The sequence below is a fragment of the Pantoea sp. ACRSB genome (assembly GCF_022346905.1).
Taxonomy (GTDB): Bacteria; Pseudomonadota; Gammaproteobacteria; order Enterobacterales; family Enterobacteriaceae; genus Pantoea; species Pantoea piersonii.
On sequence record NZ_JAKRNL010000001.1, the window covers coordinates 1,048,681 to 1,068,826 of the forward strand.

Genomic DNA, 20,146 nt, shown 5'->3' on the forward strand with positions numbered 1-20,146 from the left:
CGTTTCCCAGTAACTATAGCGTAAGGAAACGGGCAGATGAGTCTTATTCGCGATGTGTCAGGACGGAGTCGACTAAACCATACTCTACCGCTTCACTCGCCGAGAGGAAACGGTCGCGCTCGGTATCGCGCTCAATTTCTTCCAGCGACTTGCCGGTGTGCTCCGCCATCAGCTCGTTCATGCGCTGTTTCACTTTCAGGATCTCTTTCGCATGAATCTCAATGTCGGTCGCCTGGCCCTGATAGCCGCCCAGCGGCTGGTGGATCATCACGCGCGAGTTCGGCAGGCAGAAGCGTTTGCCTTTCGTGCCCGCGGTCAGCAGGAACGCGCCCATTGAGCAGGCCTGGCCCATACAAATCGTGCTGACGTCAGGCTTGATAAACTTCATGGTGTCGTAGATCGACATGCCCGCGGTGATGACGCCGCCGGGGGAGTTAATATAGAGATAGATATCTTTCTCTGGGTTTTCCGCTTCCAGAAACAGCATTTGCGCCACGATCAGATTGGCCATGTGATCTTCAACCTGACCGGTCAGGAAGATGACGCGCTCTTTCAGCAGGCGGGAATAGATGTCGTAGGAACGCTCGCCGCGCGAAGTCTGTTCAACCACCATGGGCACCAGCGCATTGCGCGGCGCAGTAAATTCACGATCGCCACTGTATGACATTACCGTCTCCTGGATATAGTTCATTGGCAACATTCTGTACCGATTTTATCTGAAGCGAGCCTGCTCTGCGCAGCTCAGCTTCGTTTCCGACACCTTCAAGGACGGTTAATCAGCCAGTCTAACTCTCTTCTGCATACTCCCTCAATCTGGGGATACTGCCCTGCTGTTTCAAGCATAACAACCTTTTCTCTATTCGCTAACCTGGAAAAAGCGCAACGTGAATAATTTGCCGGTTTATTAAGCGACTAGCGGCCGAAGAGAGAAGATAGTGCCGGAAAAACAAAAAAGCCCGCGACTTCACAGCCGCGGGCTCAGCACTTCTGGTTAAATCAGCGATCAGGCAGCAGTAGTCTGATTCATCAGTTCCTGGAAGCTGGTCGCTTTCTCAGTTACTTTCGCTTTTTCCAGAACGGCTTCAACCGCCTGCTCTTCCAGCGCAACGTTGCGCATGTTGTTCATCAGCTCGTTGTTCTTGCTGTAGAACTCGATCACTTCCTGCGGATCTTCGTAAGCAGAAGCCATCTCTTCGATCAGAGCGTTAACGCGTGCTTCGTCAGCTTTCAGCTCGTGGGTGCGGATCACTTCGCCCAGCAGCAGACCAACGATAACGCGGCGTTTCGCCTGCTCTTCGAACAGCTCGCGCGGCAGTTCCAGCGCTTGCTTCTCGTTGCCGCCGAAACGCTGTGCAGCCTGGCGACGCAGTACGTCGATTTCGCTGTCGATCAGCGCAGCCGGCACGTCGATTTCGTTGGCTTTCACCAGACCGTCGATCGCCTGCGTCTTCACGCGGTTGCGGATAGCGCCTTTCAGCTCGCGATCCATGTTCTTACGCACTTCCGCACGCAGACCTTCAACCGAACCATCTTCCACGCCGAAACGCTTGATGAAATCTTCAGTCAGTTCCGGCAGTTCGCGCGTTTCAACTTTCTTCAGCACGATGTCGAACTTCGCGTCTTTACCTTTCAGGTTTTCCGCGTGGTAATCTTCCGGGAATTTCACGTCGATAGTGAAGGTTTCGCCAGCTTTATGACCTACGATGCCCTCTTCGAAGCCCGGGATCATGCGACCCTGACCCATCGCCAGCACGAAGTCAGAGGCTTTGCCGCCTTCGAACTCTTCGCCGTCGACTGAACCGGTGAAGTCGATGGTAGCGCGATCTTCAGCCGTAGCCGCCGCATCGCTCTCTTTCCAGTTAGCCTGCTGCTTGCGCAGCGTGTCCAGCATGGCGTCAACGTCAGCTTCGGTCACTTCCACCAGCGGTTTTTCTACTTCGATGCTGTCCAGACCCTGCAGTTCAACTTCCGGGTAGACTTCGAACTCGACCGCGTAGGTGAAGTCTTCGCCTTCTTTATACTCGCCCGGCACGTAGTTCGGCGCGCCAGCCGGGTTGATTTTTTCTTTGATGATGGCGTCAACGAAGTTGCGCGTCATCAGCTCGCCCAGCACGTCCTGACGAACAGAAGCGCCGTAGCGCTGTGCGATGATATTGGCCGGCACTTTGCCTTTACGGAAACCATCGATACGGACTTTTTTCGCCACTTCCACCAGTTCTTTCTTCACTGCGCTTTCGATGCTGTCAGCGGGGACAGTAATCGTAATGCGACGGCCCAGACCCTGCGTGGTTTCTACTGAAACTGTCATCTTGTTACCTCAAAAAATCGCGTGCTCGGTCAACTTCAGACACCACACATTATGCAATGCGCCGTATCCAACAACCGGGACGGCTTCCATTAAGAGAACCTGATCCCTGTCACCAGAAGCGTCCCGAAGACATTCCGGAAAAATAGACGCAGCATTATAGCGGCATCGCCCTGGTGAGTCGAGGCTGTAAACTCACCACTTTTTAGCGGCTTTGCTGCTTTTTTGCGCCGGAGATCGCGTTTATCGCTTAATAATGAAAAAAAACGGCCCGCAGGCCGTTTTTTCAGACAGAGAAGATTTCAGGCGAGCGTGCCGGCGCCGCGGCAGTTTGGCGAGGCGAGCACAGTATCCTGCAGCCCTTCCCATTCCTTTAAGGTGTAAGTGTGCAGCGCCAGCGCGTGCACGCTGCCTGCCAGCTCGGCGGCAAGCTCGCCATAGATAGCCCGGTGGCGCGCGAGAAAGCGCTGGCCAGCAAAAAGATCGCTGACGATAACGACCTTAAAATGGCTTTCCGAACCCGCCGGCACGTTATGACGATAGCTTTCGTCATGTACTTCCAGATGTGCCGGCTGGAAAGCCAGGCGCAGCTTCTCTTCGATTTGTTCGCGGATCATTGTCTCTTTCCTCAATGGCGAGCGCTGTGCCCCATCTGGTTAAATATTAGTAGCTTTTCAGACGCATCCGCACAGATGTGTGAAAATATTTCTGCCGTCCTCTAAGCCGACCGGCATGATAACGCAGCGAGAGCGGCGGTCAACGGTGCGTTTTCCTGAGCGTATAAAAAAGGCGCTTGCCCTTAATTTCCCTCTTTCGAGGGCTTTTTTCACTGCCGCGCAATGCTATGATGGCCGCAGTTTTTGCAAACCAACCCACAACATTAATGAGAATAAGTATGTTGAAAAAACTGTTATTTCCCCTGCTGGCCGCGTTCATTTTGGCCGGCTGTGCCAGCAACAGCAATACGCTGACCATTCAGCCTAAAATCGAGCTGCCACAGCAGGATCCAAGTCTGATGGGCGTGACTGTCAGCATCACCGGCGCCGACCAGCGCAGCGATCAGGCGCTGGCGAAAGTGAATCGCGACGGCCAGCTGGTCACCCTCACCCCATCGCGTGATTTACGCTTCCTGCTACAGGAAGTGCTGGAGAAACAGATGACGGCGCGTGGCTATATGATCGGCCCGGATGGCGCTGTCGATCTGCAAATCGTGGTGAATAACCTTTATGCGGACGTTACCCAGGGCAATGTACGCTACAGCATCACCACCAAAGCGGACATCTCGATTATCGCTACCGCGAAGAACGGCAATAAACAGGTGAAAAACTATCGCCAGACCTACAGCGTAGAAGGCGCGTTCAGCGCGACTAACGACAAGATCACCAAGGCGGTGAACTCGACGCTGGGTGATGTCATCTCCGATATGGCACAGGACACCAGCATCAACAACTTTATCAAGCAAAACGCGCACTAATCCGCCGTACTCTATGCCCGGCGCGCTGCCGGGCATCGCTTCAGGGTCATAATGAATCACTACCTCCGCATCTTCACCCAACGAAACGCCGCTGTTTTACTCCTGCTTGGCTTTGCTTCCGGCCTGCCGCTGGCGCTGACCGCCGGCACGCTGCAGGCGTGGATGACGGTGGAAAATGTCGATTTAAAGACCATCGGTTTTTTTTCGCTGGTCGGCCAGGCATACGTATTTAAATTTCTCTGGTCGCCGGTGATGGATCGCTTTACGCCGCCGTTTCTCGGACGCCGCCGCGGCTGGCTGATCGTGACGCAGCTGGCGCTGATCGCCGGTATCGTCGCCATGGGCTTTATGCAGCCCGGCCGCGACCTGACGCTGCTCGCCGCGCTGGCGGTACTGGTCGCCTTCTGCTCCGCCTCGCAGGATATTGTTTTCGACGCCTGGAAAACGGACGTGCTGCCGCCGGAAGAGCGCGGCAGCGGCGCTGCTATTACCGTGTTGGGCTACCGGCTGGCGATGCTGGTCTCCGGCGGGCTTGCGCTCTGGCTGGCGGATCGCTATCTCGGCTGGCAGGCAACTTACTGGCTAATGGCATTGCTGATGATTCCCGCGCTAATCGCCACGCTGATGGCGAAAGAGCCCGATACGCGCGCCACGACGCCGCACTCGCTGCGTGAGGCGGTATCGCTGCCGCTGCGGGATTTTTTCCAGCGCAACAACGCCTGGCTGCTGATCACCTTAATCGTTCTTTATAAGCTCGGCGACGCCTTTGCCGCCTCACTGACCACTACCTTTTTGATTCGCGGCGTCGGGTTCAACGCTGGCGACGTGGGGCTGGTAAACAAAACGCTCGGCCTGCTGGCGACTATTATCGGCGCGCTCTACGGCGGCGCGCTGATGCAGCGCCTGAGCCTGTTCCGCGCCCTGATGATTTTCGGCATCTTACAGGCGGTTTCTAACTTCGCGTACTGGCTGCTGGCGGTGACGCCCCACCATTTATGGAGTATGGCCAGCGCGGTCTTTGTAGAGAATCTGTGCGGCGGTATGGGGACGGCGGCGTTTGTCGCCCTGCTGATGACCTTATGTAATAAGTCGTTCTCCGCGACGCAGTTCGCCCTGCTTTCGGCGCTCTCTGCGGTAGGCCGCGTTTATGTCGGCCCTGCTGCCGGCTGGCTGGTCGAACTCTGGGGATGGCCCACTTTTTACGCCTTTACCGTTGTGGCAGCGCTGCCGGGTCTGCTGCTGCTGCTGCTCTGTCGCGACACGCTGAATGTCGCGCAGCGTAGCGAGCAATTTTTACCGCGTACGCGTTTTGCCGCTGGCTACCGCTGGACGACGCGCTTGTTCTGCGCCGGATGCGCTGTTATTGCGCTCTGGCTGGCGGCGCTGGCGTTTCAGGCACTGGGTTTCTGGCGGCTGGAAAACCTGCCCGGCGGCCTGTTCGAACTCGGCATGGCGCTGCTGGTACTGGCGGTGTGCGGTGGCGTGACGCTTGATTATATGGCGCAGCGGAAAAGCGCTGCGGCGATCGCGCCTGTTGATTAATAACGGGTATTATTTCAGTATGAAACTGAAATGGCCGACCTTCGCGGATAACGAAAGTTAAACTTTGCCAACGCGAGTTATTTTCCAGAAAATATTAAGATTAAAATTCTTCGCTTAACAAATATATTAAAAACCGGTGCGTAATTATGTTGTATAAATTTCATCACACAAATGATGCAGATTTGTTAACGAATTGAGCACCAAAAGTAAGGTTTATTCTTTCCCTGATTTCTTTAGGGATACTTTCATCGGTTTTTGTTATAATTAGTGCCAACTGCTTGTCGCAGTTAATAATTTGTCACCCCAGGCAACATCTGTGACACCCTTAGCAAAAGGTGTCAACACGCTGCTGACATATCCTTATGCTGGTTTACACTGCATAAACCTTCCCGTAAAATGCGCGCACACTTAAACGACAATAAGCCCTTTGTCATTGAGGTCGTTAAATGAGACTCAGGAAATACAATAAAAGTTTGGGGATTTTGTCATTAATTGCAGGCACTTTGTTAATGAGTGGCTGCGATAATGCGTTGTTAAATCCCAAGGGACAGATTGCACTTGAGCAACGTTCGTTGATTCTGACAGCCTTCGGCTTGATGTTGATCGTCGTTATTCCCGCAATCTTGATGGCGGTGGTGTTTGCATGGAAATATCGTGCATCCAACACTGAAGCGAAGTACAGCCCTAACTGGTCACACTCTAATAAAGTGGAAGCCGTGGTCTGGACCATTCCGATCCTGATCATTCTCTTCCTCGGCGTGCTGACATGGAAATCAACTCACGCGCTGGAGCCGAGCAAACCGCTGGCCTCCGACGTTAAACCGGTTGAGATCCAGGTTGTGGCGCTGGACTGGAAATGGTTGTTTATCTACCCGCAACAGGGTATTGCTACCGTTAACCAGATCGCTTTCCCGGCTAATACGCCGGTGAGCTTCAAAATTACCTCCAACTCCGTCATGAACTCTTTCTTCATTCCGACGCTCGGCAGCCAGATCTACGCCATGGCGGGCATGCAGACTCAGCTGCACCTGATCGCCAATGAGCCAGGAACGTTCGACGGTATTTCCTCGAACTTCAGTGGTCGAGGTTTCTCTGGTATGAAGTTCAAAGCCATTGCAACCAAGGACGATGCGGAATTCCAGCAGTGGGTCGCCAAAGTTAAAGCGGCGCCTAACACGCTGACCACGATGGAAGATTTCGAGAAAGTGGCTGTGCCAAGCGAAAATCATCCGGTGGAATATTTCTCTTCAGCGAATCCTGAACTGTTCAAGCAAGTCATTGCTAAGTTCATGACGAGCCACGGGAAGATGGACATGCCGCAGCACGAAGGCATGGACATGAGTCACACCGCTTCCGCGGGAGCCGAGGAATAATACGATGTTCGGAAAATTAACACTGGATGCAGTGCCGTACCATGAGCCCATTATCATGGTTACGGTTGCCGGGATCATCATTGGTGGTCTGGCAGTCATCGCTGCCCTAACCTACTTTGGTAAATGGCAGTACCTGTGGTCAGAATGGCTCACCTCCGTCGACCACAAAAAACTGGGTATCATGTACATCATCATGGCGTTCGTCATGCTGCTGCGCGGCTTTGCCGATGCGATTATGATGCGTACCCAACAGGTGATGGCTTCCGCTGGGGAAGCTGGCATACTCCCGCCGCACCACTACGACCAGATCTTTACCGCGCATGGCGTGATTATGATCTTCTTCGTGGCGATGCCTTTCGTTGTTGGTCTGATGAACATCGCGGTTCCGCTGCAAATCGGCGCGCGCGACGTTGCATTCCCGTTCCTGAACAACCTGAGCTTCTGGTTTACCGCGATCGGTGTGATCCTGGTTAACCTGTCGCTGGGTGTGGGCGAGTTTGCACAGACTGGCTGGCTGGCCTATCCGCCGCTGTCAGGCGCGGAGTACAATCCTGGCGTCGGGGTCGATTACTGGATCTGGAGTCTCCAGCTTTCCGGTATCGGGACCACGCTGACCGGTATCAACTTCTTCGTTACCATTCTGAAGATGCGTGCGCCGGGCATGGACCTGTTCAAAATGCCGGTGTTTACCTGGGCTTCCCTGTGCACCAACGTCCTGATCATCGCTGCGTTCCCGGTTCTGACCGTGACCCTGGCGCTGTTGACGCTCGATCGTTACCTTGGCTTCCATTTCTTTACCAATGATATGGGCGGTAACATGATGATGTACGTCAACCTGATCTGGGTCTGGGGTCACCCGGAGGTGTACATCCTGGTTCTGCCGGTGTTTGGCGTCTTCTCTGAAGTCACTGCGACCTTCTCGAAAAAGCGTCTGTTTGGCTACACCTCACTGGTGTGGGCGACCATCGCCATTACCGTACTGTCGTTTATCGTTTGGCTGCACCACTTCTTCACCATGGGTGCGGGCGCGAACGTTAACGCCTTCTTCGGCATCATGACGATGATCATCGCGATTCCGACCGGCGTGAAAATCTTTAACTGGCTGTTCACCATGTACCAGGGCCGCATCGTGATGCACTCTGCCATGCTGTGGACCGTTGGCTTCCTGGTCACCTTCTCTGTAGGTGGTATGACCGGTGTTCTGCTGGCGGTGCCGGGTGCGGACTTCGTGCTGCACAACAGTCTGTTCCTGATTGCGCACTTCCATAACGTCATCATCGGCGGCGTGGTATTCGGTTGTATGGCTGGCGTGACCTACTGGTTCCCGAAAGCCTTCGGCTTCACCCTGAACGAAACCTGGGGCAAACGCGCTTTCTGGTTCTGGATTATCGGCTTCTTTGTCGCCTTTATGCCGCTGTATATTCTGGGCTTCATGGGTATGACCCGTCGTCTGAGCCAGGATATCGATCCGCAGTTCCACTCTCTGCTGGTGGTTGCGGCTGTCGGTGTGGCGCTGATTGCCTGTGGTATTCTTTGCCAGCTGATCATGTTCTACGTTTCGGTCCGCGACCGTCACCAGAACCGCGATCTGACCGGTGACCCGTGGGGCGGACGTACCCTGGAGTGGGCAACCTCTTCACCACCGCCGTTCTACAACTTTGCCACTATCCCGCATATCCACGAGCGCGATCCGTTCTGGGAAATGAAAGAGAAAGGCGAAGCGCACAAGCAACCGGCTCACTATGAAGAGATTCATATGCCGAAAAACAGCGGCGCGGCTATCGTTATCGCTGCATTCGCTACGGTGTTCGGCTTTGCCATGATCTGGCATATCTGGTGGCTGGCTGGCCTCACCTTCCTGGGCATGATTGTGACCTGGATTGTGAAGAGCTTCGATCAAGACGTGGACTACTACGTTCCGGTTGCCGAGATTGAGAAGATCGAAAAGCAGCACTTTGACGATATCAGCAAAGCGAGTCTCAAATAATGTCAACTGAAACTCTGACAAAACACCACCACGACGCCCATGCGGAGCATGGGCATCACGATGCGGGAGCCAATAAAGTCTTTGGCTTCTGGATCTACCTGATGAGCGACTGCATTATCTTCGCAACGCTGTTTGCGACCTATGCAGTAATGGTCAACAGCACTGCTGGCGGCCCGGCAGGTAAAGACATCTTCGAACTGCCGTTCGTTCTGGTTGAAACAGCGCTTCTGCTGTTGAGCTCCATTACCTACGGCATGGCGGTTATCGCCATGAACAAGGAAAACAAAGGCGCCGTTATCGGCTGGCTGGCGTTAACCTTCCTGTTCGGTGCTGGCTTTATCGGCATGGAGCTTTATGAGTTCCATCACCTGATCGAAGAGGGCTTTGGTCCGAACCGCAGCGGTTTCCTGTCTGGCTTCTTTACGCTGGTCGGTACCCATGGTCTGCACGTGACCTCTGGCCTGATCTGGATGGCGGTACTGATGTTCCAGATCGCGAAGAACGGTCTGTCGGCAACTAACCGTACCCGTATCATGTGCCTGAGCCTGTTCTGGCACTTCCTGGACGTAGTGTGGATCTGCGTGTTTACCGTTGTTTATCTGATGGGAGCCATGTAATGAGTCATTCTGTAACTGAACATGGTGCATCGCACGGTAGCGTTAAGTCCTACATGATCGGCTTTATCCTCTCTATCATCCTGACGGCAATCCCGTTCTGGATGGTAATGGATGGAAGTGCGTCGCACGCTACCATTCTGGGCGTAGTGCTTGTCTGTGCAGTGGTGCAGGTGCTGGTTCACCTGGTTTACTTCCTGCATCTCGACAGCAAGTCCGAAGGCGGCTGGAACATGGTGGCCATCGTCTTCTCGGCGGTCATTATCCTGATCGTCGTGGTTGGCTCGCTGTGGATTATGTGGAACCTCAACTACAACATGATGGTTCGCTAAAGAGTCGCTCGTAATGATTAAGCAATACCTGCAAGTAACAAAACCAGGAATTATTTTCGGGAATTTAATTTCTGTGATTGGCGGATTTCTGCTGGCTTCTAAAGGCAGCATTGATTACGCCCTGTTTCTCACCTCTCTGGTCGGCGTATCGCTGGTTGTTGCATCGGGTTGTGTTTTTAACAACGTGATCGACCGTGATATTGACGTGAAGATGGAGAGAACCAGGAATCGGGTGCTGGTAAAAGGCCTCATCTCCGCGAAAGTAAGCCTGATTTATGCTACCGCGCTAGGTATTGCTGGCTTTGCGTTGCTCTACTTTGGTGCCAATCCGCTGGCCATGTGGCTGGCGGTCATGGGCTTCGTGGTTTACGTCGGTATTTACAGCCTCTACATGAAGCGTCACTCGGTATACGGGACGCTGATTGGCAGCCTGTCTGGCGCGGCGCCGCCGGTGATCGGCTACTGCGCCGTCACCAACGAGTTTGATGCGGGCGCGCTGATCCTGCTGGCGATCTTTAGCCTGTGGCAGATGCCGCACTCCTATGCGATTGCCATCTTCCGCTTTAAAGATTACCAGGCGGCAAACATTCCGGTTCTGCCGGTGGTGAAAGGCATCTCCGTCGCGAAGAATCATATTACGCTCTACATTCTGGCGTTTATGATTGCCACGCTGATGCTGTCGCTGGGCGGTTACGCGGGTTATAAATATCTGGTGGTCGCGGCGGCCGTTAGCGTGTGGTGGCTGGGAATGGCGTTATCAGGTTACAAGACCTCAAACGATCGCGTCTGGGCACGTAAGCTGTTCGTCTTCTCTATCGTGGCTATCACCGCGTTGAGCGTGATGATGTCGGTGGACTTTATGGGGCCGGCGTCAAAAGATCTGCTGACCTATGTGTGGTAAACCCACACTGCTATAGCATGCTAAGGGCGCGATTTCGCGCCCTTTCTTTTTGTTACCACTTCTTAAACACTATCATTTTACCCGCCCTGCCCTGCTCCCTAAAATAGATACGGCAAACTTACAGAGGTTGGAATGAACGATAATAAAATGACGCCGGTGGAGCTTCGCGCCACATGGGGTTTGGGCACAGTTTTTTCCCTGCGAATGCTGGGCATGTTTATGGTCCTGCCGGTATTAACTACCTACGGCATGGCCCTTCAGGGTGCAAGTGAAACGCTTATTGGCCTGGCGATCGGTATCTACGGTCTGGCGCAGGCGATCTTTCAGATTCCTTTCGGCCTGATGTCTGACCGCATCGGCCGTAAGCCGCTGATCGTCGGCGGCCTGCTGCTGTTTGTGTTGGGCAGCCTTATCGCGGCGACCACCACCTCTATCTGGGGCATTATTCTCGGCCGCGCCTTACAGGGTTCCGGCGCGATTGCCGCGGCCGTCATGGCGCTGCTGTCTGATTTGACCCGTGAACAGAACCGCACCAAGGCGATGGCCTTTATCGGCATTAGTTTTGGCGTCACCTTCGCCATTGCGATGGTGATCGGCCCGATTGTCACCCACGCGCTTGGGCTGCACGCGCTGTTCTGGATGATCGCTATCCTCGCCTCGCTGGGCATTGTGATCACCCTGCTGGTGGTGCCCAACGCGCCGGGGCATGTGCTGAACCGCGAATCGGGCATGGTGAAAGGCAGCTTCCGTAAGGTGCTCGGCAATTCGCGTCTCATCAAGCTCAACGTCGGCATTCTCTGCCTGCATATCTTGCTGATGTCCAGCTTCGTCGCCCTGCCCGGTCAGTTCGAGCAGGCTGGTCTGCCTGCCGCCGAGCACTGGAAAATTTACCTGGTGACGATGCTGATCGCCTTTGTCGGCGTGGTGCCTTTTATTATCTATGCGGAAGTGAAGCGCCGCATGAAGCGCGTATTTGTCGGCTGCGTAGGATTGATTGTTATCGCGGAGATCGTGCTGTGGGGCGCGGAAGGTCACTTCTGGACGCTGGTGATCGGCGTGCAGCTTTTCTTCTTTGCCTTTAACCTGATGGAGGCGATTCTGCCTTCGCTGGTCAGCAAAGAGTCGCCGGCTGGCTACAAAGGCACCGCGATGGGGCTCTATTCCACCAGCCAGTTTATCGGCGTGGCGATCGGCGGTAGCCTCGGCGGCTGGGTATTTGGGCATTTCGATGCGCAGACCGTATTCCTGGTCGGCGCGATTGTCGCAGCGATCTGGCTGTTCGTCGCCATGACCATGCAGGAGCCGCCCTATGTCAGCAGCCTGCGTATTGTCCTGAGCGATAGCGCACTGGCGGTGCCGAATCTGGAACAGCGCCTGAAAGCGCAACCGGGCGTGTCGGCCGTAATGATCGTGCCGGAAGAGAAAAGCGCCTATATCAAAATTGACAGTAAGGTGACCAGCCGTCCCGAACTGGAAGCGCTGCTGGCAAGCAGCTGAGCGCCTTGCGAAGCGCAGGGTTTATACTAAAGAACCGGCCTGGCGCCGGTTCTTTGCTTTTTACGTCTGGTTCAGAGCGACATATCGACGACAATACGCCCCTCGATGTTTCCGGCACGCATACGTGCGAAAATATCGTTGATATTGCTCAGCGGCTCGACTGCGATAGTGGCTTTGACTTTATGCCTTCCAGCGAAATCGAGCGCCTCCTGTAGATCTTTCCGCGTGCCGACAATGGAGCCGCGTACGGTAATGCCGTCCAGCACCATATCGAAAATAGAGAGATCGAATTTACCCGGCGGCAAGCCGTTAAGCACCATTGTGCCGCCACGCCGCAGCGTCCCGATAGCCTGCTCGAACGCCTTAGGCGATACCGCGGTTACCAGCACGCCGTGGGCGCCGCCAAACGCGTTACGGAAAACCTGAGCCGGATCCTCATTACGGGCGTTTACCACCACGCTGGCGCCAAGACGCTGCGCAAACGCCAGTTTTTCATCATCAATATCTACCGCCGCGACATTTAATCCCATCGCCACGGCATACTGCACCGCCATATGCCCCAGCCCGCCAATACCGGAAATCACCACCCACTGGCCAGGCCGGGTATCGGTCATTTTTAGCCCTTTGTAGACGGTAACCCCTGCGCAAAGGATAGGGGCGATTTCTGCATATCCGACGTTATCCGGCAATATGCCGACGTAATTCGCATCGGCGAGGCAATATTCAGCAAAGCTGCCGTTAACCGAGTAGCCTGCATTTTTCTGGCTCAGACAAAGCGTTTCCCAGCTGTCGAGGCAGTGTTCGCAATGGCCGCACGCCGAATAGAGCCAGGGTATCCCGACGCGGTCGCCCAGCTTGAGATGCGTAACATCCGGCCCTTTCGCCACTACTTCCCCGACGCCTTCATGGCCTGGAATAAAGGGCAGCGTAGGTTTCACCGGCCAGTCGCCTTCCGCCGCATGCAGATCGGTATGGCACACGCCGGTCGCGGCGATTTTGACCAGAACCTGGCCCGGCCCTACTTCCGGCACCGGCACCTGCTCAATAATTAACGGCTCGCCAAAGGCTTTCACTACCGCAGCTTTCATCGTTTTCATGATTTATCTCCAGTTAGTCAGGCTCATAAACCAATGTGCACGACTTTGTTATGCACAGCGTTGATATAAAGCAGGGTAAAATGGAAACAGGTCGTGTGACAATATTGAAAAGCGTAACGTGCGGACAGCAATGTAGCCGTGTCCGCACGCTATGAGAGGATTAATCGCGGAAGTTTTTAAACTGGAAAGGTTGACCGAGGTTGCCGCCGCGCACCAGCGCCATCGCGCCCTGCAGATCGTCACGCGACTTGCCGGTTACGCGCAGTGAATCACCCTGAATCTGCGTCTGCACCTTCAGCTTGCTGTCTTTAATCAGCTTGACGATTTTTTTTGCGACTTCGGTCTCAATGCCTTTTTTCATTTTGGCATCGACGCTCCAGTTTTTGCCGCTGTGCTCGATCTCCTCAGGAATATCGAGCGCGGCGCCCTCGATGCCGCGCTTGAGCAGTTTCTCACGCAGCATATCCACCAGCTGTTTCACCTGAAAATCGGACTCGCTGGTCACTTTGATGGTTTCATTCTTTTCGTTGAGCTCGAAACTGGCGCTCACGTTGCGAAAATCGAAGCGGGTTGTTAATTCACGGTTGGCGTTTTCGACCGCGTTGCGAACTTCCTGCATGTCGATTTCTGAAACGATATCGAAAGATGGCATCTCTTCTTCTCCTGACGCTAAAGTGACATGCATAATACGCGTCTTACCGCACTAAACAAAATCAGGCTGCGCACAACGCTATACTTATTATCGCTGTGTATTAAAGAATAAACGACAAACCCGGATACGGGAGGCAGTATGAAAATTACCGTGTTGGGTTGCGGGGCTATTGGCCAGGTCTGGCTTACGGCCCTTGCACGCCAGGGCCATGACGTTCAGGGATGGCTGCGCGTACCGCAGCCCTACTGCTCCGTCAACGTGATTGATTACCAGGGCAGGGTGAGCAATAACACCTTTATCGCCAACGATCCGCTGTTTCTGGCTGACAGCCAGCTGCTGCTGGTGACACTAAAGGCACCGCAGGTTTCGCCCGCGGTACGTAACCTGCAGAGCGTGCTGTCAAAAGATTGTCCCATCCTGCTGCTACACAACGGTATGGGTACGCTGGAGGAGCTGAAAGGCCTCAGCCAGCCGCTGCTGCGCGGCATCACTACGCATGCGGCGATGCGCGACGGCACCGTGATAAAACACGTCGCCAGCGGCATCACTCACATCGGCCCCGCTAACCGCAAAAGTGCGGCCTACAGCGACCTCGCCGATATTCTGCACGCGGCGCTGCCGGACGTCGCCTGGCATGACAATATCGGCGCCGCCTGCTGGCGCAAGCTGGCGGTAAACTGCGTTATCAATCCGCTCACCGTTGAGCACGACTGCCAGAACGGCGCGCTGCGCGCCTGGCCGGAGCAGATCGATATGCTCTGTCAGGAGCTGAGCTGGGTCATGGAGCGCGAAGGCCAGCATATCACCGCCGATAGCCTGCGAGACCTCGTTTACAACGTGATTGAAACCACAGCGGCTAACACCTCCTCGATGCTGCAGGATGTGCGGGCGCAGCGTCTGACTGAAATAGATTACATTACCGGGTTCCTGCTGCGCCGCGCGCGCGCGCAGGGCATCGCCGTACCGGAAAACACCCGCTTATATGAGCTTGTAAAACGCAAGGAGTCCCATTATGACCGCGAACACGCCAGTTCTGGTATGCCTCGCACATGGCAGTGAAGAGACCGAGGCGGTTACCACCATCGATTTGCTGGTGCGCGGCGGTCTGAAGGTCGTTACCGCCAGCGTAGAGAGCGACGGCGCGCGTGAAATCGTCTGCTCGCGCGGCGTACGCCTGCTGGCCGATGCGCCGCTGGTGGAGGTTGCCGACGACGACTACGCGGCGATTGTGCTGCCGGGCGGTCTGAAAGGCGCGGAGACCTTCCGCGACAGCCCGCTGCTGGTGGAAACGGTGCGCCAGTTCCATCTTTCCGGCCGCATCGTTGCGGCGATCTGCGCAGCGGCCGGCACCGTGCTGGTACCGCACGATCTCTTCCCGGTCGGCAATATGACCGGATTTCCGGGTTTAAAAGAGACGATTCCAGCGGAGAAATGGATGGAGAAACGCGTGGTGTGGGATCCACGCGTTAATCTGCTGACCAGCCAGGGGCCGGGTACGGCGATGGATTTCGCGTTAAAGCTGATCGATCTGCTGGCAGGAAAAGAGAAAGCGGCGGAAGTTGCGTCCCAGCTGGTGCTGGCGGCGGGTATCTACGATTACAGCGAATAACGATCTTCTGTCCGTCGGCGGCTAAAACAGGTCGCCGACGGACAGCGTCTTCTACGGACGATAAACCTTCACGTTTTTAAAGCCCTGCTCATGCAGATAGAGCGCCTGCAGCTTGCTCATCACGCCGCGATCGCAGTAAAGCAGCCAGGTTTTGCTCTGGTCGAGATCGGCGAACTGGCTGCTGAGCTTGTAGAACGGCAGCGATTTCACCTCGGTGCCCTGTAGCGCCAGCGGTTTGTCTTCCTGCTCGTCGATGGCGCGGATATCCAGCACCACATCGTCGCTGCCGAACGAATCCACGGTTTCGACTTCTACCACTTCCTCTTCGGCCTGCTCGGCGATATCGCGAATATCGACGTTGCTCGCCTCTTCCACCACGCGCTGCAGGATGCTGAAGTCGAAATGCTGCTCTTCCGCTTCAATCTTCGCCTTCACCGCTTTTACCGTCGGGCTTTTAGAAATCACGCCGCAATATTCCGGCATGGTGCGGGCAAAATCTTCGGTGCCGATGTCGCGCGCCACTTTGATGATGTGCTCTTTATCGTGCGAGATCAGCGGACGCAGGATCAGGGTATCGGAGGCGTTATCGATCAGGCGCAGGTTGGTCAGCGTCTGGCTGGATACCTGGCCCAGCGCTTCGCCGGTCACCAGCGCCTGAACGCCATAGCGCTCTGCGACCATTGACGCGGCGCGCACCATCATGCGCTTCAGCACCACGCCCATCTGGCCGTCATCCACTTTTTCCAGAATCTCGCCGACTACCGGCTCGAAGTTAATCGCCACAAAGCGTACGCGATGCGAGCGGCCGAAGCGGTTCCAGATATAGTGCGCAACCTGACGTACGCCGATCTCATGCGCTGCCCCGCCGAGATTAAAGAAGCAGTAGTGTACGCGACAGCCGCGGCGCAGCAGCATATAGCTGGAGACGCCGGAGTCGAATCCGCCGGAGATCAGCGACAGCACATCTTCCTGCGTGCCGATCGGGAAGCCGCCCAGCCCCTCATAGCGTCCGGTGATCAGCAGCAGGCGATCGTTCTCGATTTCGAGATGTACGGTAACGTCCGGCTTGTTAAGCTGCACCTTCGCGCTGGCGATATGCTGATTCAGACCGCCGCCGACGTAGCGCTCTACGTCCTGCGAGCTAAACTCATGTTTACCGCGGCGCTTAACGCGCACGCAGAAAGTTTTGTTTTGCAGGCTGTCGCCATAGAGCGCCAGCGTTTGCTCAAAAATATCGTGCACGTCGGTATAGGCACGATCTTCGACCGACAGCACATGGTGAATGCCGGGAATGCGGGTGAGCTCATCCACAATCACGCCGCGCAGCCCTTCGTCTTTCGAACGGACTTCGATGTGATCCCAGTGACGCACCACGGCGATATCCTCGCCGACGGTTTTCAGCACGTTGCGAATATTGCTGGTGAGGATTTTAATAAAGCGCAATCGCACCGACTGACTTTTGATGGTGATTTCGGGAAATAACTTGATGATAAACTTCATGGCGACACGAATTCGTTGGGCAAATAAGTGCGAGCACGCGGCACTTAGCTGGTAAAATCACAAAAATTGCGGGCTAAAGGGCGCATCCGCATCCGAGGCGCGAGAGTATATCACCTTTGTCAGATGACTGCTTCTGCAACCGCAGTCACATTGATTATTTTGCTAATCAAACGCTCTCCGCTACCATGACCGATTACGAGATAAAGTCTTACACGTGAGTCGACACTGAATATGCCGAAAAAAGCCGAACCGCCCGCTAGTTTTGAAACCTCCCTACAGCAGCTGGAGCAGATCGTCAGCCGGCTGGAGAGCGGCGAGCTGCCGCTTGAAGAGGCGCTGAATGAGTTTGAGCGCGGCGTACAGCTGGCGCGCAACGGTCAGCAAACGCTGCAACAGGCCGAGCAGCGCGTACGCATTCTGCTCAGCGACGATAAAGAGGCCGATCTCAGCCCCTTCACACCGGAAAAAGAGTAATGGATTTTATTCACCTGCTGAGCGTTTATCCGGAACGCGCAAACGCTGCGCTGTCGCGCTTGTTAGAGCCGCTTCCCTTTCAGAGTTCTCCTCTGGTTAATGCCATGCGTTATGGGGCATTATTGGGCGGTAAACGCCTGCGTCCTTTTCTGGTCTACGCCACCGGCGAAATGTTTAACGCGGACCCGACGAGCCTCGATGCGCCTGCCGCCGCCGTGGAATGCATTCACGCCTACTCCCTGATCCATGACGACCTGCCAGCGATGGATGATGACGCGTTACGCCGCGGTCAGCCGACCTGCCATATTAAGTATGGCGAAGATACGGCGATACTCGCAGGCGATGCGCTGCAAACCCTGGCGTTCTCTATTCTGGCCGAAGAGCCGATGCCGGGCGTCAGCGACGCAAGCCGCATCGCAATGATTGCCGAACTGGCGCGCGCCAGCGGCGTAGCGGGCATGTGCGGCGGCCAGGCGCTCGATTTAGCGGCGGAAGGCCAGCGCGTCGGGCTGGCGCAGCTGGAGCAGATCCATCGCCATAAAACCGGTGCGCTGATCCGTGCCGCCGTACGCCTTGGCGCGCTCGCGGCAGGCGAACGCGGACGCGACGCGCTACCCGCGCTGGATCGCTACGCTGACGCTATTGGTCTCGCGTTTCAGGTGCAGGACGATATTCTTGATGTGGTAGGCGACAGCGCGGTTACCGGTAAAAAACAGGGTGCCGATCAGGATCTGGATAAAAGCACCTACCCGTCGCTGCTGGGGCTTGATAACGCCCGAGCGAAAGCCAGGGAGCTTCACCAGCAAGCGCTGAGCGCGCTGGATATTCTTGCGGCGCAATCGTTAGACACCACAGCATTGCAGGCGCTGGCAAGCTTCATAATTGAACGCGACAAATAACTTCCATAATGAGTCTCTGATGAGTTTTGATATTGCAAAATACCCGACACTGGCGCAGGCAAGCACCGTTGAGGAGCTGCGTTCTCTCCCGAAAGAGACGCTTCCGGCGCTGTGCGATGAACTCCGTCAATACCTGCTGGACAGCGTGAGCCGCTCAAGCGGCCATTTCGCTTCGGGTCTGGGCGTCGTCGAGCTGACCGTCGCGCTGCATTACGTCTATAACACCCCGTTCGATCATCTGGTGTGGGACGTCGGACATCAGGCCTACCCGCATAAAATTCTGACCGGCCGTCGCGATCGCATCGGTACCATTCGCCAGAAAAACGGCCTGCACCCTTTCCCGTGGCGCGGCGAGAGCGAATATGACGTGCTGAGCGTCGGCCACTCTTCGACTTCGATCAGCGCCGGGCTGGGCATGGCGGCGGCGGCGGAGCGCGAAGGCCTGGGCCGCCGCACCGCCTGTATCATCGGCGACGGCGCTATCACCGCCGGTATGGCGTTTGAGGCAATGAACCACGCGGGCGATATTAAGCCCGATATGCTGGTGATCCTTAACGACAACGAGATGTCGATCTCCGAGAATGTCGGCGCGCTGAACAACCGTCTGGCGCAGATCCTCTCCGGCAAAACCTACTCGCGCCTGCGCGAAGGCGGCAAACGCGTGCTGGGCGGACTGCCGCCGATCAAAGAGCTGGTGAAGCGCACCGAAGAGCACCTGAAAGGCATGGTGGTGCCAGGCACGCTGTTTGAAGAGCTGGGTTTTAACTATATCGGCCCGGTCGACGGTCACGACGTCCTGACGCTGGTCACCACGCTGAAGAACATGCGCAGCCTGAAAGGGCCGCAGTTCCTGCATATCATGACCAAAAAGGGCAAAGGCTACGCGCCGGCAGAAGAAGATCCCATCGCCTGGCACGCAGTGCCGAAGTTCGATCCCGCCAGCGGCGCGCTGCCTAAAAGCGCCGAAGGGCTGCCGAGCTATTCCAAAATTTTCGGCAACTGGCTGTGCGAAATGGCGCAGGACGATCCGAAGCTGATGGCGGTTACGCCCGCGATGCGTGAAGGCTCCGGCATGGTGGAGTTTTCACGACGCTATCCGTCCCAGTACTTCGACGTGGCGATTGCTGAACAGCACGCGGTCACCTTCGCCGCTGGTATGGCGATTGGCGGCTATAAGCCGATTGTGGCGATCTACTCGACTTTCCTGCAGCGCGCCTACGATCAGGTGATCCACGACGTGGCGATCCAGAAGCTGCCGGTGCTGTTCGCTATCGATCGCGGCGGCATCGTCGGCGCCGACGGCCAGACTCACCAGGGCGCATTCGACCTCGCGTTCCTGCGCTGCGTGCCGGAGATGGTGATTATGACGCCAAGCGACGAGAACGAATGTCGTCAGATGCTCTATACCGGCTATCACTATCAGGACGGCCCAAGCGCGGTACGCTATCCGCGCGGCAATGCGGTCGGCGTCGAGCTGACGCCGCTGCAGAGCCTGCCGCTCGGCAAAGGCGTGGTGAAGCGCAAGGGTGAGAAACTGGCGATCCTCAACTTCGGCACGCTGCTGCCTGCGGCGGCGGAAGCGGCGGACGCGCTCAACGCCACGCTGGTGGATATGCGCTTCGTTAAGCCGCTGGATGAGGCGCTGATCGCCGAACTGGCGCAGAGCCATGAGTCGCTGGTTACGCTGGAAGAAGGCGCGATCAAAGGCGGCGCGGGCAGCGGCGTCAATGAAACTGTGATGGCGAAGCGTCTGCGCGTGTCGGTGCTCAACCTGGGTCTGCCGGACGAATTTATCCCGCAGGGCACTCAGGATGAAGTGCGTCGCGATTACCAGCTGGACGCGCAAGGCATTCAGCAGCAAATTCGCGACTGGCTCGTTCAGTAAAAACC

Annotated in this window: 19 protein-coding genes; 13 read left to right on the forward strand and 6 right to left on the reverse strand. The window is 55.9% G+C overall.

All coding sequences use genetic code 11. The features are described from left to right. Positions 1–43 precede the first annotated feature (43 nt). The 3 genes from clpP to bolA form a co-directional block, all read right to left on the reverse strand. Positions 44–667, reverse strand: a complete 624-nt coding sequence (gene clpP, locus MHZ89_RS05135) for an ATP-dependent Clp endopeptidase proteolytic subunit ClpP (RefSeq protein ID WP_033752709.1) — start codon at positions 665–667, stop codon at positions 44–46. Positions 668–1,003: 336 nt separating this feature from the next. Beyond that, positions 1,004–2,308, reverse strand: a complete 1,305-nt coding sequence (gene tig, locus MHZ89_RS05140; RefSeq protein ID WP_120451288.1) for a trigger factor — start codon at positions 2,306–2,308, stop codon at positions 1,004–1,006. A 299-nt stretch (positions 2,309–2,607) separates the two neighbouring features. Beyond that, positions 2,608–2,922, reverse strand: a complete 315-nt coding sequence (bolA, locus tag MHZ89_RS05145; protein ID WP_120451287.1) for a transcriptional regulator BolA — start codon at positions 2,920–2,922, stop codon at positions 2,608–2,610. A gap of 278 nt (positions 2,923–3,200) precedes the next feature. On the opposite strand from bolA, the gene MHZ89_RS05150 reads away from it, so the two are divergent. From MHZ89_RS05150 to MHZ89_RS05185, 8 genes are all read left to right on the forward strand, one after another. Further along, positions 3,201–3,779 carry a lipoprotein gene (locus tag MHZ89_RS05150; RefSeq protein WP_311782090.1) on the forward strand — a complete coding sequence of 193 codons (579 nt, stop codon included), beginning with the start codon at positions 3,201–3,203 and terminating at the stop codon, positions 3,777–3,779. 51 nt (positions 3,780–3,830) lie between these two features. Next, positions 3,831–5,321: a muropeptide MFS transporter AmpG gene (ampG, locus tag MHZ89_RS05155; protein WP_311782091.1), complete on the forward strand. Its 1,491-nt coding sequence runs from the start codon at positions 3,831–3,833 to the stop codon at positions 5,319–5,321. A gap of 446 nt (positions 5,322–5,767) precedes the next feature. Then, positions 5,768–6,694, forward strand: coding sequence for a cytochrome o ubiquinol oxidase subunit II (gene cyoA / locus MHZ89_RS05160; protein WP_120451284.1), 927 nt, complete (start codon positions 5,768–5,770; stop codon positions 6,692–6,694). A gap of 4 nt (positions 6,695–6,698) precedes the next feature. Next, the gene (gene cyoB / locus MHZ89_RS05165; RefSeq protein WP_311782092.1) at positions 6,699–8,681 is read left to right on the forward strand and encodes a cytochrome o ubiquinol oxidase subunit I; all 1,983 of its coding nucleotides are present in this window, start codon (positions 6,699–6,701) and stop codon (positions 8,679–8,681) included. Beyond that, positions 8,681–9,298, forward strand: a complete 618-nt coding sequence (locus MHZ89_RS05170) for a cytochrome o ubiquinol oxidase subunit III (RefSeq protein WP_311782093.1) — start codon at positions 8,681–8,683, stop codon at positions 9,296–9,298. Before cyoB ends, MHZ89_RS05170 begins: the two co-directional genes overlap by 1 nt. Then, on the forward strand, positions 9,298–9,627 hold the full coding sequence (locus MHZ89_RS05175; protein WP_120451281.1) for a cytochrome o ubiquinol oxidase subunit IV: 330 nt from the start codon (positions 9,298–9,300) through the stop codon (positions 9,625–9,627). Before MHZ89_RS05170 ends, MHZ89_RS05175 begins: the two co-directional genes overlap by 1 nt. Before the next feature lie 13 nt (positions 9,628–9,640). After that, complete coding sequence (gene cyoE, locus MHZ89_RS05180; protein WP_311782094.1) at positions 9,641–10,528, forward strand: heme o synthase; 888 nt, start codon at positions 9,641–9,643, stop codon at positions 10,526–10,528. Between the two features lie 132 nt (positions 10,529–10,660). Continuing rightward, on the forward strand, positions 10,661–12,025 hold the full coding sequence (locus tag MHZ89_RS05185; protein ID WP_311782095.1) for an MFS transporter: 1,365 nt from the start codon (positions 10,661–10,663) through the stop codon (positions 12,023–12,025). Positions 12,026–12,096: 71 nt separating this feature from the next. Here the strand turns inward: MHZ89_RS05185 and adhP are convergent, their stop codons facing one another. Together adhP and MHZ89_RS05195 are read right to left on the reverse strand one after the other, a co-directional pair. Further along, the gene (gene adhP / locus MHZ89_RS05190; protein WP_311782096.1) at positions 12,097–13,122 is read right to left on the reverse strand and encodes an alcohol dehydrogenase AdhP; all 1,026 of its coding nucleotides are present in this window, start codon (positions 13,120–13,122) and stop codon (positions 12,097–12,099) included. Positions 13,123–13,282: 160 nt separating this feature from the next. Then, a complete protein-coding gene (locus MHZ89_RS05195; RefSeq protein ID WP_120451277.1) occupies positions 13,283–13,774 on the reverse strand; it encodes a YajQ family cyclic di-GMP-binding protein in 492 nt (163 codons plus the stop codon). Positions 13,775–13,912: 138 nt separating this feature from the next. On the opposite strand from MHZ89_RS05195, the gene panE reads away from it, so the two are divergent. Together panE and yajL are read left to right on the forward strand one after the other, a co-directional pair. After that, on the forward strand, positions 13,913–14,833 hold the full coding sequence (gene panE / locus MHZ89_RS05200) for a 2-dehydropantoate 2-reductase (RefSeq protein ID WP_311782097.1): 921 nt from the start codon (positions 13,913–13,915) through the stop codon (positions 14,831–14,833). Next, complete coding sequence (yajL, locus tag MHZ89_RS05205) at positions 14,787–15,383, forward strand: protein deglycase YajL (protein ID WP_126689259.1); 597 nt, start codon at positions 14,787–14,789, stop codon at positions 15,381–15,383. Before panE ends, yajL begins: the two co-directional genes overlap by 47 nt. Positions 15,384–15,434: 51 nt before the next feature. Here the strand turns inward: yajL and thiI are convergent, their stop codons facing one another. Beyond that, entirely contained in the window at positions 15,435–16,883 is a 1,449-nt protein-coding gene (gene thiI, locus MHZ89_RS05210; protein ID WP_311782098.1) for a tRNA uracil 4-sulfurtransferase ThiI, read from the reverse strand. Between the two features lie 231 nt (positions 16,884–17,114). Between thiI and xseB the strand changes: the two genes are divergently transcribed. Genes xseB through dxs form a run of 3 tightly spaced genes read left to right on the forward strand, consistent with a single transcriptional unit; the run spans position 17,115 to position 20,141 of the window. After that, a complete protein-coding gene (gene xseB / locus MHZ89_RS05215) occupies positions 17,115–17,357 on the forward strand; it encodes an exodeoxyribonuclease VII small subunit (protein WP_311782099.1) in 243 nt (80 codons plus the stop codon). Next, positions 17,357–18,256 carry a (2E,6E)-farnesyl diphosphate synthase gene (ispA, locus tag MHZ89_RS05220; protein WP_311782100.1) on the forward strand — a complete coding sequence of 300 codons (900 nt, stop codon included), beginning with the start codon at positions 17,357–17,359 and terminating at the stop codon, positions 18,254–18,256. The genes xseB and ispA overlap by 1 nt, the downstream gene beginning before the upstream one ends. A 19-nt stretch (positions 18,257–18,275) precedes the next feature. Beyond that, positions 18,276–20,141 carry a 1-deoxy-D-xylulose-5-phosphate synthase gene (gene dxs, locus MHZ89_RS05225; protein ID WP_311782101.1) on the forward strand — a complete coding sequence of 622 codons (1,866 nt, stop codon included), beginning with the start codon at positions 18,276–18,278 and terminating at the stop codon, positions 20,139–20,141. Positions 20,142–20,146 lie beyond the last annotated feature (5 nt).

Bases quoted from the DNA above. Each gene is read 5' to 3' on its own strand.
- clpP (WP_033752709.1), bottom strand. From the start codon at position 667: ATGTCATACAGTGGCGATCGTGAATTTACTGCGCCGCGCAATGCGCTG.
- tig (WP_120451288.1), bottom strand. From the start codon at position 2,308: ATGACAGTTTCAGTAGAAACCACGCAGGGTCTGGGCCGTCGCATTACG.
- bolA (WP_120451287.1), bottom strand. From the start codon at position 2,922: ATGATCCGCGAACAAATCGAAGAGAAGCTGCGCCTGGCTTTCCAGCCG.
- MHZ89_RS05150 (WP_311782090.1), top strand. From the start codon at position 3,201: ATGTTGAAAAAACTGTTATTTCCCCTGCTGGCCGCGTTCATTTTGGCC.
- ampG (WP_311782091.1), top strand. From the start codon at position 3,831: ATGAATCACTACCTCCGCATCTTCACCCAACGAAACGCCGCTGTTTTA.
- cyoA (WP_120451284.1), top strand. From the start codon at position 5,768: ATGAGACTCAGGAAATACAATAAAAGTTTGGGGATTTTGTCATTAATT.
- cyoB (WP_311782092.1), top strand. From the start codon at position 6,699: ATGTTCGGAAAATTAACACTGGATGCAGTGCCGTACCATGAGCCCATT.
- MHZ89_RS05170 (WP_311782093.1), top strand. From the start codon at position 8,681: ATGTCAACTGAAACTCTGACAAAACACCACCACGACGCCCATGCGGAG.
- MHZ89_RS05175 (WP_120451281.1), top strand. From the start codon at position 9,298: ATGAGTCATTCTGTAACTGAACATGGTGCATCGCACGGTAGCGTTAAG.
- cyoE (WP_311782094.1), top strand. From the start codon at position 9,641: ATGATTAAGCAATACCTGCAAGTAACAAAACCAGGAATTATTTTCGGG.
- MHZ89_RS05185 (WP_311782095.1), top strand. From the start codon at position 10,661: ATGAACGATAATAAAATGACGCCGGTGGAGCTTCGCGCCACATGGGGT.
- adhP (WP_311782096.1), bottom strand. From the start codon at position 13,122: ATGAAAACGATGAAAGCTGCGGTAGTGAAAGCCTTTGGCGAGCCGTTA.
- MHZ89_RS05195 (WP_120451277.1), bottom strand. From the start codon at position 13,774: ATGCCATCTTTCGATATCGTTTCAGAAATCGACATGCAGGAAGTTCGC.
- panE (WP_311782097.1), top strand. From the start codon at position 13,913: ATGAAAATTACCGTGTTGGGTTGCGGGGCTATTGGCCAGGTCTGGCTT.
- yajL (WP_126689259.1), top strand. From the start codon at position 14,787: ATGACCGCGAACACGCCAGTTCTGGTATGCCTCGCACATGGCAGTGAA.
- thiI (WP_311782098.1), bottom strand. From the start codon at position 16,883: ATGAAGTTTATCATCAAGTTATTTCCCGAAATCACCATCAAAAGTCAG.
- xseB (WP_311782099.1), top strand. From the start codon at position 17,115: ATGCCGAAAAAAGCCGAACCGCCCGCTAGTTTTGAAACCTCCCTACAG.
- ispA (WP_311782100.1), top strand. From the start codon at position 17,357: ATGGATTTTATTCACCTGCTGAGCGTTTATCCGGAACGCGCAAACGCT.
- dxs (WP_311782101.1), top strand. From the start codon at position 18,276: ATGAGTTTTGATATTGCAAAATACCCGACACTGGCGCAGGCAAGCACC.